Origin of the sequence: Myxococcus sp. AS-1-15 (assembly GCF_020037055.1) — a bacterium.
GTDB lineage: Bacteria > Myxococcota > Myxococcia > Myxococcales > Myxococcaceae > Myxococcus > Myxococcus fulvus.
In genome coordinates this window covers 457,076-471,279 of the sequence record NZ_JAIQDF010000001.1, presented here as the reverse complement: position 1 = coordinate 471,279, position 14,204 = coordinate 457,076, and the positions used below count along the sequence as shown (strand labels likewise).

Below are 14,204 nucleotides of genomic sequence, written 5' to 3'. Positions count from 1 at the left end.
CCTCAGGACACCGGGGTGATGCCCGTCTCCGCCGCGTTGCGCGCCCGGCGCCGCTCCACCAGCCACACCAGGAAGACGCCCAGCTCGTAGCACATCAGCATGGGGCCAGCCATCAGCGACAGGTTCACCACGTCACCGGTGGGCGTGATGATGGCCGCGGCGATGAGGCAGAAGACGAACGCGTGCCGCTGATACTTGAACAGCCAGCGCGACTGCACCACGCCCACGATGCCCAACAGCGCCATCACCAGCGGCAGCTCGAAGATGATGCCGAAGGCCAGGATGAGCAGCAGCACCAGCGACAACTGCTCGTGCATCGTCAGCATGGGCCGCGTCCACCGCTCCGCCTCGTGCCGCGCCTCGCCCGCCGACAGCTCCTTCTCCAGCTTCCACAGCCCCGACAGCTCCTCGCTGCGCGTGGGAGCCACGCCCGCCAAGAGGCTCGCCGCCTCGTCCATGGCCACCGACGCCGCCACGTAGTCCTGCTTGCCGTAGGCCGTCACCGCCGCGACCTTCTTCTCCACCGCCTGCCGCAACACCGCGCGCGACTGGACACCGTAGCCGTCCGCCGCCGCGTCCAGCAGCTTGCCCAGGCCATCCAGCCGCGACTTCAGCTCCACCGCCTGCGACGGCGAGCGCGCGGGCTCGGTCAGCTGCCCCTCACCTTCCGCGCGCAGCGACGCGCTGGTCTCCTTCGCGAGCACCCCCGCCCGCTCCGCGTCGCCCACGCGCAGGAAGCGCAGGGCGTCATCCGCGCGCAGCCTCGCCGTGTCCAGCCGCTGCTCCAGCGCGAGCGTCTCCTCCTCGTTGAGGAGGAACTTGAACATGGAGGGCAGCACCGCGAAGTAGCAGAAGCACGCGCCCAGGATGAACGCGAGCGAGCCGAACAGGACGAACGGCGCCGCGTACTTGCGCTCCTCCGGGAAGAGCCCCGGCGAGACGAAGCCCCAGATCTGCCAGAGGATGACGGGCGTGGTGAGGAACACGCCGCAGTACACGCCCACCTTCATGAGGACGTTCAGCTCCTCGATGCCGGACGTGTAGATGAGGGCGCGGTTGCCCTCCGGCAGCGCGTCCAGCACGGGCCGCATCAGCACGCCGAAGATGGGCTTGGCGAACAGCAGCGACACCAGGCCCAGCCCGAGCACGGCCAGGGTGCACTTGAGCAGCCGCGAGCGGAGCTCCGACAGGTGCTCCATCAAGCTCATCCGCAGCTCGGAGTCGGCGAGAGGCTGGGGACTCAGGGGTCAGCTCCGTTTCGGCGCGTTGCGCGCCACCGTTCCAGGCAGCGGCGCGAGTCGAGGCAGGCCATCCGCGCCCACGCTCTCGGCGGCGGCGGACGGGGAGGAAGAAGAAGCCGGCTCGGCGGGCTGCGGCTCGGGCGGCTGGAGGCCCGGCTGCGCTTCTGCGACGGGCTCGGGGACCATGGGGTGCTCGTCACCGTCCAGCCCCAGCGGGGCGCGGGCGCGAGGCGCCTCCACGGAAGGCGGCTCGGCGCCGGGCTCCCCGGGCGCGGCGGCCTGGTGCAGCCCCTCGGGCGGCAGCGCCTGGGGCGCGGGCGAGGGCGGGAAGACGGGCGTGGGACGCACCGGAGGCGGAGGCTCGCGATTCAGGTCCTGGTCCATCGTGTAGAACTCGCGCTCCACCACGTTGCGGACCTCGTCCGTCTGGCGACGGAACTCCCGCATGAACTTGCCGATGGCACGCGCCAGCTCGGGCAACCGCTGCGGCCCGAGGATGAGCAGCGCGGCCACCGCGATGAGCACCATTTCGCCTGCGCCGATGTTGAACATGTCCTGACGGCTCTCCCCGAAGCAGCCCGGTTTATCGCGCCCCAGGCCCCCTGGCGCAACCGCTCGACGCTTCCGGACGTCCGCCCGACACCGTGGCCGGGGGACGGCCGGGCCCTTTCCAAGGGCCTGAGACTACTGGTGTGGGTGCGCCTGGGGAGACAGGGGGACGGCCAGCCCCTGGGAAGCAGGCACCGCCAGGGCGCGCGCCTGCTCCCGGGAGCGCACCTGCCGCTCCACCACCCACAACATCGGCGGCAGCGCCACCGTCAGGCCCATGCACACCCAGGCCACGCGCGTCATGCCGCCCAGGGTGCCGTCCGGCAGGTCCGTCAGGAGCTGCGCGCTGAGGAAGGCCCCCACCGCGGAGGCCATGTGCTGGATGGCGGACTGGAGCGACATGAAGCGCGCGCGCACCGGGTTGTCCGGCACGCGCGAGGTCAGCGTGTTGTAGGACACGTTGCGCACGCCCATGGCCGTCATGAAGAGCACGAAGAGCAGCGGAATCGGCAGCCAGCGCGGGTAGTCCACGAAGCCCACGTAGGTCGCCACCAGCAGCAGCACCGAGCCCGCCGTCCCCAGCCTGAAGGCGCCGTAGCGGTCCACCAGCGGCCCCGCCAGCCGCAGCGTGACGAAGCTGACGATGCCGCCCACGAAGTACGGGAACCAGAGCAGGTCACGCGGGTAGCCCAGGTTCTGCTGGAGGTAGGCGGAGATGTTGGGGATGAGCACGAAGCCCGCCATCATCACCACCGCCGTCATGAGGTAGGACAGCTGCACCTCGCGGCGGCCGAGCAGCTCCAGCACGCCCACGCTCGGGGCCCGTCCGGTGGCACCCGTCAGGTGTCCGCGCATCGGCGGCAGGAAGAAGATGGCGCCCACCACCACGAGCAGGCCCAGCGCCGCGACGACGAAGAACGGCAGGCGCCAGCCGCCGTGCTCCGCCAGCTTCAGCGCCATGGGCACGCCCGCGACGGAGGCCACGGAGAACGCGCCCATCACCGCGCCCAGCGCGCGTCCGCGCCGCTCCACCGGAATCAGGTCCGCGATGATGGACAAGGACAGCGACGTGGCGGGCCCGCCGAAGATGCCCGCGGCCACCCGGGCGAGCATCAGCGTGGACAGCCCCGTGGCCAGCCCTCCCGCCGCCGTGGCCACCACCAGCCCCAGCATGGACACCGCCAGCGCCCGGCGCCGGTCATACCGGTCCAGGAAGTAGCCGCCCAACAGCCCCGCGACGCTGGCCGCCGCCGTGTACGCGCCGCCGATGGTGCCGATGTGCGACGAGGCGATGCCCAGGCCCTTGGCGAAGTCGGGCCCCAGCGGCATCACCATCACGAAGTCCAGGATGTTGACGAACTGGACCGCGCCAATCAGGAAGACCACCCAGCGCTCGGACACCTGTCGCTCTGTCGGCATGTCCTCCTGTCCTTAAGCCATTCGCGGGCCGCGCGCACGGCTAGACACGGAAACGGCGCACCTCGCCCCGGAGGATCTCCGCCTGCCGCTGGAGGTTGTCGATGGCCTCCTCCAGCTGCTTGACGGAGCGTGTCTGGTGCTCGGAGACGCCCTTGATGGTCTCCACCGCCTTGAGCACCTGCTCGCTGCCCTTGGTCTGCTCCTTCTGGGCGCGGTTCAGGTGGGTCACCATCTCGTTGATGCTCTCGATGGAGCGGGTGATCTGCTTGCTGCCGTGCGCCTGCTCCTGGCTGCTGCGCTGCACGTGGGCGGTGAGCGTCTTCATCTTCTCCGCGCTCTTCATGATCTGCTCGCCGCCCTTGGCCTGCTCGTTGGAGGCCTTCGAAATCTGCTGCACCGTCTCGCTGATGCGGTGGATGGAGGCCGTGACCTGCTTGCTGCCGCGGGCCTGCTCCACGGTGGCACGGGCGATGGCCTTCACCATCTGCGTGGACTTCTGGGTGCTGTCGTTGATCTTCCGCAGCGCCCCTTCCGCCTCGCGGCCCAGCTGCACGCCCTCCTCCACGTTGCGCGCGCCCTGGTTCATCACCACCACGGCGTTGCGGCTCTCCTCCTGGATGCTGCGGATGAGCTCGGCGATCTCCTTGGTGGACGCGCCGGTGCGCTCGGCCAGGTCCTTGATCTCCTCCGCCACCACCGCGAAGCCCTTGCCGTGGTCGCCGGCCTGCGCGGCGATGATGGCCGCGTTGAGGGCGAGCAGGTTGGTCTGCTCGGCCACGTCGTCGATGACGTTGAGGATGTTGCCAATCTCGGAGATGCGCCGGCCCAGGCTGTCGATGACGTCCGCGGCGGCGCGGCTGGAGCCCTTGATGCGGTCGATGCCGGTGAGCGTCTTGCGCAGCGCCTCCACGCCCGTCTGCGCGTCGTCGAAGACCTGCTCGGACAGGCGCGCGGTCTCCTTGGCGTTGGCCTCCACCTGACCGATGGCCGCGTCCATCTGGCTGATGGCCGAGGACGTCTCCTCCGTGGAGGCGGACAGCTCCTGGATGTTCTTGGCGACCTCCTTGATGGAGAAGGTCATCTCTTCAATCGCGCTGGTGGTCTCCTCCACGCTGGCGGCCATGGCGGTGACGTTCTCCGCCACCTCGTCGTTGGTGGCCGCCATCTCCATGATGGAGGAGCTGCTCTCCTCGGCGCTCTGGTAGAGGACCTCCACGTTCTCCGCGATGCCGCGCAAGGACGCCATCATCTCCACCATGGAGGAGGACGTCTCCTCCACGCGGGCCTGGACGGTGCTGGCGCCGGAGGACACGGTGGTGCCGGTGCGGTGGATCTGCTCGATGACGCCGGCCACCACGTCCGACACGCCGCGCACCCGGCCCAGCGTGTCGCGCCAGCTCTGGGCGATGCGGTTGAGCGCCTCGGCGAGCAGGCCCAGCTCGTCGCGCGAGCCCACGTCCACGCGGCCCGTCAGGTCCGCCTCCGCGAGCCTTCGCGCCATGGTCATCATCGCGTCCAGCGGCACCAGGATGAACGCACGCGAGATGAAGAAGGCCACCACCAGGAAGAGCGCCAGGCCGATGCCGAACGCCAGCAGCACCACGTGCCGCAGCGAGGTGACGACCTCCTCCAGCGAGCTGAAGTTCACCGCCACCAGCACGTGGGCAGGCCCCTCGTGCAGGGACACCGGACGGACGCTGGCCTTGTTGCCGTTCTCGAAGACGGCGCCGTCCAGCGTGGCGGGGTCCTTCGACGGCTGCTCGCGCAGGTTGTTGAGCAGCCACCCCTCCGCGCTGGGGGGATGCACGGCCTGCACGCGGCCATCCGGGGTGATGAGGGCGATGAGCGCGAAGTCGTCGTCGCCGCCGTGGAGCGTCTCCAGGAGGGGCGGCAGGATGGTGAGGGAGAGGTTGGCCAGGTCACGCGACGCCTGGAGCGCCTTGTCGTCGCCGTGCTTCGTCAGGCGCGTCTCCAGGAAGTCCTCCACCCGGGACGGGACGACGAAGTAGAGCGTCCCGAGGATGAGGGCGAGCACCACGGCGAAGGAGCCGAGCAGGATGCTGCGCAGGCCGGGTTTCTTGAAGCGCGGAGCCAAGGCGGGCCACTGTAGGAATGGAAACACCGGCAGGGCAAGAACCGGGGTCAGGCCCCTCGGCCGCCCCTCCCCCCGGCGGGAGCCTGACATCCCCGCGCTTGGATGCGTAAGGTCCTACCCTGATGAAGCCCACCCTGCTCCTGACCGACCCCCTCTTCCTCAAGCACGACCCGGGAGAGGGCCACCCCGAGTCCCCCGCGCGCCTGCAGCGCATCCTCGGGGTGCTCGCGAGCACCCCCGTGCGGGGCACGGTGATGGGCTCGCCGCGCTCCGCGACGAACGAGGAGCTGTTGGCGGTGCACACCCCCGCCCTGCTCGAGCGCCTGCGCCAGCTCAACGGACACACCGCGCGCATCGACGCGGACACCGTCGTGTCCCCGGACAGCGTGGACGCGGCGAGGCTGGCGGCAGGCGCGGCGGTGCAGTCCGTGGAGGCGGTGATGGCGGGCCAGGCGCGCAACGCCTTCGCGCTGGTGCGTCCGCCGGGGCACCACGCGGAGCCGGACCGCGCCATGGGCTTCTGCCTCTTCAACAACGCGGCCATCGCCGCGGAGGCCGGTCGGCGGCTGGGCGCCGAGCGGGTGCTGGTGCTCGACTGGGACGTGCACCACGGCAACGGCACGCAGGCGGCGTTCTGGGGCCGGCGTGACGTGATGTACCAGTCGGTGCACCAGTTCCCCTACTACCCGGGCACCGGCGCTTCCCCCGAGGTGGGCCAGGGCGCCGGCGAGGGCTACACCGTCAACGTGGGCCTGCCGGGCGGCAACTCGGACGCGGACTACGGGATGCTCTTCGAGGAGCTGCTGCTCCCCGTGGCCGAGGCCTTCCGTCCCCAGCTGGTGGTGGTATCCGCGGGGTTCGACCCGCATCAGCACGACCCGATTGGCGGCATGGACGTCACCGAGCGTGGCTTCGCGGCCATGTGCTCCTCGCTGCGCTCGCTCGCCGAGCAGGTCTGCGATGGCAGGCTCGTGCTGCTGCTCGAGGGCGGCTACTCGCTGGAGGGGCTGTCGCAGTCCGTGCACGCCTGCGTCGAGGTGCTCGCCGGCCGCTCCGACAGCTTCCCCACCGGCGACACGCACACCGACGCGCGGGAGGCGCTGCGTGAGAGCCGACAGGCGCTCAAGCCGTACTGGAGCGCGCTGTCCTAGTTCGCCTCGGCGGGTCTCCGGAGTCCTCCGCCTCGCGGCCCCGAGGGCTCCGGCGGCTTCGTCCGCGCCGGACGCTCACCCCGCTCCTCCGCCGAAGCGCGGGCGTCGTGGGACAGGCCGAGCATGAAGGCGAACATCAGGCCCAGCACCAGTTGCAGCGCGACCAGGAGGATGTCGAACACGCGCGCGTCGTCCCCCTGCCCCGGCACGCCGAGCAGCGCGAGGATGGCCCGCGTCCCGATGAACCCGGGCGCGAGCTGCAACAGGCCGGGCATGATGAGCGTGGATGAGAGCCGCTCGGGCATCCGTCCGTAGAGCTGACCCGCGATGCCCAGGATGAACGCGGAGACGAGTGGGCTGCCCCGGTCTCCCAGCACGCCCTTGGTGAGCTCCTGGATGCCCCACGCGAGCAGCACCGCGCCCACAATCCACGGCGTGTCGCGACGGCGCGCGGACATGCACACCGTGAGGGCCAGGCCGCCCACCGCGATGATGGGCAGCACCGCCGTGTGTGGCAGTGACTGCGCGCGGAGCTGGAGTGGCAGCGGCCCGAAGAAGCGCCACAGCGTGGCCGCGGCCATGATTCCCACCGCCAGCATCAAGAAGCGCAACAGGCCATAGGTGAGCCGTGACAGTCCCGCCTCCACGGACTCTCCCACCAGCTCCGCCGAGCCCAGCGTCACCACCATCGCGGGCACCAGCAGCGTGATGCCCCCGAAGAGCGCCCGCGCCGCGTCGAACGACGGCAGGACGAACGTCAGCCCGAACGCGAGCAGCGTGCCGAGGAACGCGCCGAGGAAGCTCTTCTGCAGGTCCACGCGCATGGAGCGCAGCGTGCCGAAGTGGATGGCTCCCGCGAGCACGCCCACGACGAGCCCCGCCACCAGCTCCCAGAGGCCGCCTCCCACGCGCACGGCCACGGCGCCGCCGTACACGCCATAGGCGAGCAGCACGAGCCACTCGGGGTGGGCGGGATGCGGCGTCATGATGCGGTCCAGTTCGGCGCGCGCGCCCGGCACGTCGAGCCGCCCGCGGGCAATCGACTCCGACAGGAGCAGGAGCCCGGCGGCCCGGCGCAGGTTCCAGTGGGGATTGAAGGGCAGCCGCTGGATGTCCACCCGGCGGGCCGCGCCGGAGCGCACCTCCGTCACCGCGAGCGTCTGCAGCGTGAAGACCTCCACCTCCAGCCCCCACGCCCTCGCCGCGCGACGCACGCGCTGCTCCACGCCGAAGGCCGGCACGTACGACAGGTGCAGCGCCCGCGCGAGGTCCAGGAGCACCGCCACCGTGGCGTCCTCGCTCGAGGGCATGTCGTCGGTTCGAGCGTCAGTCATGCGGGCACGGCCTCCCCTGGCATCGAACCATCGTCGCGGAGCGCACGCGTGCGAGGACTCCGACACCTGCCACTCGAGGTGAGCGCCCTCGCGCTGGACGAACACCCCGCCCTCCAGGGTGACTCGACGGCTCGCTCGCCGCGACGCCCTCGGGCAGGCGGAGGACTCGCGACGGCCTGAGTCCAAGGGCATCGACGCCTGGGGCGAGCCCTTCACCGTCCGCCGGGCCCCGCTCGCGTTCGACCTGCGCGCCGACCCGCTGGTGCGCTCCGAGGACGCCGTCGGCTACCAGGCCTGGCTCATCGACCACGCGTTCTACTGCGTGCCCGCGCAGCAGGCCGTGGCCCGCTTCCTCTCGATGTTCCGCGAGTTCCCTCGCGCCAGCGCCCGTCGAGCTTCTCCGTGGACCAGGTGATGGAGAAGCTGGAGCAGGCCCCGTCCGGCCTGCACTGAGGAAGTGACGAGAAGGGCCCGCGCGCTCGACCTGGCGCGGGCCCGGTTCCTCATGCGTGCGGCGAGTCCCCTTCGGCAGAGGCCGCGAAGCGGGACACGGCCCCCAGCAGTCGCTCCACGTCCACGGGCTTGCGCAGGTAGTCGTCCACGCCGAGCGCAATCACCTCGCGCGCGCTCACGCCCTGGCCGGAGATGACCACCACGGGGATGGAGGCGAGCGAGGCATCGGCGAGCTGCCGGTCCCGGAACTCCCAGCCGTTGCCGTCAGGCATCATCAGGTCCAACAGGATCACGTCCGGTCGCTCGCCTCGCCCGAGCAGCTCCAGCGCCTCGCGGCCTCCTCGGGCCAGCAGCACGCGGTGCCCCTCCAGCTCGAGCACGTCCTTGAAGGCCATCAGGATGTCCGGGTCGTCATCGACCGCCAGCACGCAGTTGAGCATGGTCGAGCCCCTCCTCCTGACTCAAGGTGAGGACGCGCGGCGCACACGTCATCACCCCCCACGCCCGGGCCTCCCCCAAAGGCCGCCGCGCGTCGGCGTGACGACACCTCGCGCCAGCCATTCCCACCAGCCGGGCGAGGCGGCGCTCCAGCGTCCGTGGACTTCTGGCGGTTCCACCGGGCGACTTGGATTTGTGTCCCCCCTTCCTCTTCAACCATGCGAGAAGCACCCTCGCGGCCACCTCACGAGGAGACACCATGGCGGAGATGAGCTACCGGACGGCGCTGGTGACGGGCGCCTCGAGCGGATTGGGACGCGGACTGGCGCTCTGGCTGGCCCGGCGGGGCCTGCGCGTCTTCGCGGCGGGCCGGCGCGTCCCCCAGTTGCAGGCCCTGGCCGCCGAGGCCCAGGCCGCGGGCGCCACGGTGGAGCCCGTGGAGCTGGACGTCTCGCGCGCGGAGCCGCTCATGGAGAAGCTGCGCGAGCTCGACTCGGAGTGCGGCGGGCTGGACCTGGTCATCGCCAACGCGGGCGTCGGCGGCGTCACGCACGGCAAGCGGCTGGAGTGGGACAAGGTCCGCTCCATCATCGACACCAACGTCACGGGCGCGGTCGCCACGCTGACGGCGGTGTTGCCGAGCATGGTGGAGCGCCGGCGCGGTCACGTGGTGGGCATCTCCAGCCTCGCGGCGCACCGGGGGCTGGCGGGACACGCGGCCTACTCGGCGTCGAAGGCGTTCCTCGCCACGTTCATGGAGAGCCTGCGCGTGGACCTGGCGGGCACCGGCGTGTGCGTCACCTGCATCTTCCCGGGCTTCGTGAAGAGCGAGATGACCGCCGCCAACCACTTCCCCATGCCCTTCCTGATGGAGACGGACGCGGCCGTGGAGCTGATGGGCTCGGCCATCCTCCGCGGTGAGACGGAGGTCTCCTTCCCGTGGCAGCTGGCCATCCCGTCCAGGCTGGCGAAGGTGCTGCCCAACCCCCTCTTCGACGCGGCCGCCCGCCGGCTGCGCTGAGGTCCCATGTCCTCGACGACTCCTCCGTCCTTCGCCCAGCGCTTCGCCCGGCTCGCCGACGAGCGCTCGCCGTTCTGCCTCGGGGTCGACCCGTCGCGGGACCTGCTCAACCGCTGGGGACTGCCCGACACCGCGCAGGGCCTGTCCGACTTCTGCGAGCGCATCGCGGAGGCCGCCGGTGACAGCGTGGCGGTGGTGAAGCCGCAGAGCGCCTTCTTCGAGCGCCACGGCCCCGCGGGCCTCCAGGTGCTCCAGAAGCTGATGAAGCGCTTCCAGGCCGCGGGCTCGCTCGCGCTGCTGGACGTGAAGCGCGGCGACATCGGCTCCACGATGGACGCGTATGCCGAGTCGGTGTTCGGCCCGGACAGCGCCTACCAGGCGGACGCGGCCACGTTCACCGCGTACCTGGGGCTGGGCGCGCTGGTGAAGACGATTGAGCGGGCGCGGGCGTCCGGCGCCTGCGCGTTCCTCGTCGTGCGCTCGTCCAACCCGGAGGGCACCTCGCTCCAGAAGTCGAAGGGCGAGGATGGACGCACGGTGGCCGAGGCGCTGGCGGACGGCCTGCGCGAGCTGAACGAGAAGGCGGGCCCGGGCGTGCTGCCCGCGGGCGCGGTGATGGGCGCCACCCTGCCCGACTCGGACCGGAGCGTCATCGAGCGGCTGGGCGGCGCGCTCCTGTTGACGCCGGGCATCGGCGCGCAGGGTGCGGGCTTCGACGACCTGAAGCGGCTGTTCGCGGGTCGCGAGGCGCAGGTCATCCCCACCGCCACGCGCTCGGTGCTCGAGGCGGGGCCGGAGGTCGGTGCGCTGCGCGCCGCGATTCTCCGCCACGTGGAGCCCGCGCGCCGCTTCCGCCGGGGCGCCTGAAACGACTCGGGCCCCGCGTCCTCCCGGAGGAGGCGCACGGGGCCCAAAGACTCGCGCGGCGGGGACGGGCGCTACTGCGCGCCCATCATGAACTGGTCCACGTCGACGGTGTTCTTGTCGGGCACGGCGTCCTTCGGCTCGGTGCCCTTCTTGAAGAACATCAGCTCGGAGTTCTTCGAGCCCGCGGGGGCGATCTTCCCCGTCTTCTTGTCGATGTGCAGCCGGACCAGGTCCATGGACTGCCACGGGTAGAACTCCGACTGCGGCCGGCCCTCCAGCGCGCGCTTCATGTAGTTGAGCCAGATGGGCAGCGCCGCGCGGCCACCCGTCTCGTAGCGGCCGAGCGGATGCGGGTTCAAGTCGTACCCCACCCACGCCACCGTCACGAGGTCGCGGGTGTACGCCGCGAACCACGCGTCGAACGAGTCGTTCGTCGTGCCCGTCTTGCCGGCCGCGGGCTTGCCCAGCCGCGTCGCCGGGCCACCGGTGCCCTGGAGCACCACGCCACGCAGGAGGTGCGTCAGGATGAAGCCCACCTCCGGGCTCATCACCTGCTCACCGGGCTCGAACAGGCGCGCGTAGCCGGCGGCCACGCGGTCCTGCAGGGGCGCCCACGCGTCGTCGAACGCGGTGTGGTCCTCCAGCGTGCGGCCCCAGCGGTCCTCCACCTTGCGCACGAAGTACGTGGGCTTCTTGCGGCCGTAGCGGTTGAACGTCGCGTACGCGTTGGCCAGGTCCACCGGATACACGCACGACGAGCCGAGCGCCGCGGAGAAGTCCATGTTCATGGGCGTGGTGATGCCGAGCTTCGTGCTCCACGCCGCCATGTTCTTCACGCCCACCGCGCCGAAGGTCTTCACCGCGGGGATGTTCATCGAGTTCACCAGCGCCGTGCGCAAGAGCACGTCCCCCACGAACTCCTCGCTGTAGTTGGCCGGCTTCCAGGACACCTTGTTGTCCGGGTCGTGCTCGACGATGGGCGAGTCGACGATGACGGTGGCCTCCGTCCAGTTGAGCTGCTCGAGCGCCGCCGAGTACACGAACGGCTTGAACGAGGAGCCCGGCTGACGGCACGCCTGGAAGGCGCGGTTGAACTCGTTGTCGTCGAAGTCGTAGCCGCCCACCATCGCCGTGAGGTACTGGCGGTGGGGGTCCACGGACACGAGCGCGCTCTGGGCCTCGGGCGTCTGCTCCAGCCGGAAGAGCTTCACGCCCTCGGCGGGGATGTCCTCGGCCAGCTTCTTGTCCCACTGCTCCTTGTCGTCGGTGAGGTCCTTCTTCGTCACGTGGCGCACCACCACGAGGTCGCCCACCGCGATGGCCTTCTTCACCGACGAAATCATCATCGCCGGGTAGTAGCCCTCCGGGTTCACCTTGCGCGCCCAGCGCATGCCCAGGAGCGGCAGCCGCGCCGTGTGGGGCCCCACCTGGATGTCCGCGCCCTTGCCGTCGTCATCAATCTTCGTGACGGCCGCCACGTACAGCCGCCCCTCCACGAGCTCGTCCTGGCCCATGGCCTTGCGCGACTTGTCGAGGAAGACCTTGAGCTCGTCGGCCGTCAGCTGCTTCACCGGCCCGCGCCAGCCCTGGCGCTTGTCGACGGACAACAGGCCCTCCATCACCGCGTCCTGCGCGGCGCGCTGACGCTCGCTGTCCATGGTGGTGAAGATCTTCAGGCCCTCCTTGAGGAGCACCGGGTTGCCGTAGCGGTCCACCACGTCCTTGCGGACCTGCTCGACGAAGTACGGGGCGAACTCGTGGAAGACGTCCTCCACGGGGAACACCTTCACCGCCTCCGCGTTGGCCGTGTCGTGCTCGGCCTGCGAAATCATGCCCTCGTTCAGCATGCGGCGCAGCACGTAGGCGCGGCGCTTCCTGGCCGCCTCCGGGCGCAGGAACGGCGAGTAGCGGCTGGGCGCCTGGGGCAGGCCCGCGATGAGCGTCATCTCCCCGAGCGTCAGGTCGCGCACGTCCTTGCGGTAGTAGTTCTCCGCCGCGCTCTGCACGCCGTAGCTGTGGTGCCCGAGGAAGACGTTGTTCAGGTAGAGGTAGAGGATCTCCTCCTTGGTCAGCGACTGCTCCAGCCGGAGCGCGAGGATGGCCTCGCGAATCTTGCGGGTGAGCGTCTTGGCCGTGGCGGACTTGTAGCCCTCGGCGGAGATGAGCACCGCCTTGGCGGTCTGCTGCGTCAGGGTGGAGCCACCCTGGATGCCGCCGGAGCGCAGGCCCAGCTTGGAGCCGATGGTCTTGAACGCCGCGCGCGAGGTGCCCAGCACGTCCACGCCGAAGTGGTCGAAGAAGCTGGAGTCCTCGCTGGCGATGAAGGCCTGGACCAGGCGCTTCGGGATGCGCTCGTAGGGCACCACCTTGCGCCGCTCGTTGTAGAACTCGCCGGCCAGCACCGCGTCGTCGGTGTAGACCTCCGTGACGATGGGCGGCCAGTACTCGTCCACCTTGGGGATGGCAGGCAGTCCGTCCGCGTACACGTAGTAGATGGCGACCAGGCCCACCGCGCCCGCCGTCGCGCCCGTCAGCGCCAGCCACCCACCCAGCTTCAGCAGCACCTTCCACCAGCGGCCCGGGGGGACCCCCTTCAGCACCAGCTTCGAGCGGCTGCGGTCAGTCGTCTTGGAGTCGGACATACGTGTTTCGAAACCTCGCGGGCTTCCAATGCCTCAGGGCAGCAGTGCGGCCCGCTTGAGCACGTCTCGGAGCTCGGGTGGGAGGGGGGCCTCCACGGCCACCTTGCCACCGCCCTCCGGGTGGGGAAATTCGATGCGCTCGGCGTGCAGGAACAACCGCTTGAGCCCCCAGCGCGCCTGCACGTCGCGGTTGAAGGCGAAGTCGCCGTACTTCTTGTCGCCGACCACGGGGTGCCCGATGGCCGCCAGGTGCCTTCTTATCTGATGGGTGCGCCCGGTCTCGATGGCGCAGGACAGGAGCGCCACCTCGCCAGACTGCTTGACGACCTTCCACCGGGTGAGGGCCTCCTGCATGTTCACCCCGCGGCGGGCCTTGGACTCGGCCGTCTGCTGGTGCTCCGACAGGGGCAGGTCGATGACGCCGGACTCCTTGGGCATCTTCCCCTTCACCAGGGTGAGGTAGCGCTTCTTGGAGAGCCCGTGGGTGAAGACCTCCGTGAAGTGCACCATCGCCGGGCGCCGCTTGGCGACCAGGATGACGCCGGAGGTCTCCCGGTCCAGCCGGTGGGCGGGGGAGGCGGTGAAGTCGTTGCGGACGGCCTTGGGCCCCAGGTAGGCGCGCACGTAGTCCACCAGCGTGCCCCCGGTGATTCCGGAGCCGGTATGGACGGCCATCCCGCTGGGCTTGTCCACCGCCATCAGCCAATCGTCCTCTCTGAGAATCACCAGCCGGCTGGGGTCCACCGGCGGGGGCGGACGGTCCACTTTCGGACGGTCCTCCCCCTTGAGCGTCTGCTCGTCGCCCCGGATGGTGAGCACGTCTCCTTCGGCGAGCAACTGCTCGGGCTGGGCGCGCTTCCCGTTCACCCGCACCTTCTTGGTGCGAATCATCTTGAACAGGTGGCTGACGGGAACGGTGGGAAGGCGCTTGCGCAGGTGCTTGTCCAGGCGCATCCCGGCGGTGTCGGTCTCGATTCGGTACTCGATCATTTGT

The 14,204-nt window shown here is 70.4% G+C and carries 12 protein-coding genes; 4 read left to right on the top strand and 8 right to left on the bottom strand.

Annotated features, from left to right (window positions below; genetic code table 11):
* Positions 1-2: 2 nt before the first annotated feature.
* From K8625_RS01965 to K8625_RS01950, 4 genes are all read right to left on the bottom strand, one after another.
* Positions 3-1,208 carry a twin-arginine translocase subunit TatC gene (locus K8625_RS01965; RefSeq protein WP_223748513.1) on the bottom strand — a complete coding sequence of 402 codons (1,206 nt, stop codon included), beginning with the start codon at positions 1,206-1,208 and terminating at the stop codon, positions 3-5.
* 39 nt (positions 1,209-1,247) lie between these two features.
* Entirely contained in the window at positions 1,248-1,793 is a 546-nt protein-coding gene (gene tatB, locus K8625_RS01960; protein WP_223748512.1) for a Sec-independent protein translocase protein TatB, read from the bottom strand.
* Positions 1,794-1,925: 132 nt separating this feature from the next.
* Positions 1,926-3,209: an MFS transporter gene (locus tag K8625_RS01955; RefSeq protein WP_223748511.1), complete on the bottom strand. Its 1,284-nt coding sequence runs from the start codon at positions 3,207-3,209 to the stop codon at positions 1,926-1,928.
* Positions 3,210-3,249: 40 nt separating this feature from the next.
* Positions 3,250-5,304, bottom strand: a complete 2,055-nt coding sequence (locus K8625_RS01950; RefSeq protein ID WP_223781679.1) for a HAMP domain-containing methyl-accepting chemotaxis protein — start codon at positions 5,302-5,304, stop codon at positions 3,250-3,252.
* A gap of 122 nt (positions 5,305-5,426) precedes the next feature.
* Here K8625_RS01950 and K8625_RS01945 point away from each other — a divergent pair, with 122 nt between their 5' ends.
* A complete protein-coding gene (locus tag K8625_RS01945) occupies positions 5,427-6,455 on the top strand; it encodes a histone deacetylase (RefSeq protein ID WP_223781678.1) in 1,029 nt (342 codons plus the stop codon).
* Here K8625_RS01945 and K8625_RS01940 read toward each other — a convergent pair.
* Complete coding sequence (locus K8625_RS01940) at positions 6,452-7,789, bottom strand: threonine/serine exporter ThrE family protein (protein WP_223781677.1); 1,338 nt, start codon at positions 7,787-7,789, stop codon at positions 6,452-6,454. The genes K8625_RS01945 and K8625_RS01940 overlap by 4 nt on opposite strands.
* 118 nt (positions 7,790-7,907) lie before the next feature.
* Between K8625_RS01940 and K8625_RS01935 the strand changes: the two genes are divergently transcribed.
* A complete protein-coding gene (locus K8625_RS01935) occupies positions 7,908-8,204 on the top strand; it encodes a hypothetical protein (protein ID WP_223781676.1) in 297 nt (98 codons plus the stop codon).
* A gap of 88 nt (positions 8,205-8,292) precedes the next feature.
* Here K8625_RS01935 and K8625_RS01930 read toward each other — a convergent pair whose 3' ends face one another.
* Positions 8,293-8,682 (bottom strand): response regulator, encoded by a 390-nt coding sequence (locus K8625_RS01930; protein WP_223748506.1) that lies wholly within the window; start codon positions 8,680-8,682, stop codon positions 8,293-8,295.
* Between the two features lie 257 nt (positions 8,683-8,939).
* Here K8625_RS01930 and K8625_RS01925 point away from each other — a divergent pair, with 257 nt between their 5' ends.
* Both K8625_RS01925 and pyrF read left to right on the top strand, forming a co-directional pair.
* The gene (locus K8625_RS01925) at positions 8,940-9,701 is read left to right on the top strand and encodes an SDR family NAD(P)-dependent oxidoreductase (protein WP_223748505.1); all 762 of its coding nucleotides are present in this window, start codon (positions 8,940-8,942) and stop codon (positions 9,699-9,701) included.
* Between the two features lie 6 nt (positions 9,702-9,707).
* Positions 9,708-10,568, top strand: a complete 861-nt coding sequence (gene pyrF, locus K8625_RS01920; protein WP_223748504.1) for an orotidine-5'-phosphate decarboxylase — start codon at positions 9,708-9,710, stop codon at positions 10,566-10,568.
* 71 nt (positions 10,569-10,639) lie between these two features.
* On the opposite strand, the gene K8625_RS01915 is transcribed toward pyrF, so the two are convergent.
* Both K8625_RS01915 and K8625_RS01910 read right to left on the bottom strand, forming a co-directional pair.
* Positions 10,640-13,210 carry a penicillin-binding protein 1A gene (locus K8625_RS01915; protein ID WP_223781675.1) on the bottom strand — a complete coding sequence of 857 codons (2,571 nt, stop codon included), beginning with the start codon at positions 13,208-13,210 and terminating at the stop codon, positions 10,640-10,642.
* Between the two features lie 33 nt (positions 13,211-13,243).
* Complete coding sequence (locus K8625_RS01910; RefSeq protein ID WP_074950880.1) at positions 13,244-14,200, bottom strand: RluA family pseudouridine synthase; 957 nt, start codon at positions 14,198-14,200, stop codon at positions 13,244-13,246.
* Positions 14,201-14,204 lie beyond the last annotated feature (4 nt).

Bases quoted from the DNA above. Each gene is read 5' to 3' on its own strand.
- K8625_RS01915 (WP_223781675.1), bottom strand. From the start codon at position 13,210: ATGTCCGACTCCAAGACGACTGACCGCAGCCGCTCGAAGCTGGTGCTG.
- K8625_RS01925 (WP_223748505.1), top strand. From the start codon at position 8,940: ATGGCGGAGATGAGCTACCGGACGGCGCTGGTGACGGGCGCCTCGAGC.
- tatB (WP_223748512.1), bottom strand. From the start codon at position 1,793: ATGTTCAACATCGGCGCAGGCGAAATGGTGCTCATCGCGGTGGCCGCG.
- K8625_RS01955 (WP_223748511.1), bottom strand. From the start codon at position 3,209: ATGCCGACAGAGCGACAGGTGTCCGAGCGCTGGGTGGTCTTCCTGATT.
- K8625_RS01930 (WP_223748506.1), bottom strand. From the start codon at position 8,682: ATGCTCAACTGCGTGCTGGCGGTCGATGACGACCCGGACATCCTGATG.
- K8625_RS01945 (WP_223781678.1), top strand. From the start codon at position 5,427: ATGAAGCCCACCCTGCTCCTGACCGACCCCCTCTTCCTCAAGCACGAC.
- K8625_RS01965 (WP_223748513.1), bottom strand. From the start codon at position 1,208: ATGAGCTTGATGGAGCACCTGTCGGAGCTCCGCTCGCGGCTGCTCAAG.
- K8625_RS01940 (WP_223781677.1), bottom strand. From the start codon at position 7,789: ATGACTGACGCTCGAACCGACGACATGCCCTCGAGCGAGGACGCCACG.
- K8625_RS01910 (WP_074950880.1), bottom strand. From the start codon at position 14,200: ATGATCGAGTACCGAATCGAGACCGACACCGCCGGGATGCGCCTGGAC.
- pyrF (WP_223748504.1), top strand. From the start codon at position 9,708: ATGTCCTCGACGACTCCTCCGTCCTTCGCCCAGCGCTTCGCCCGGCTC.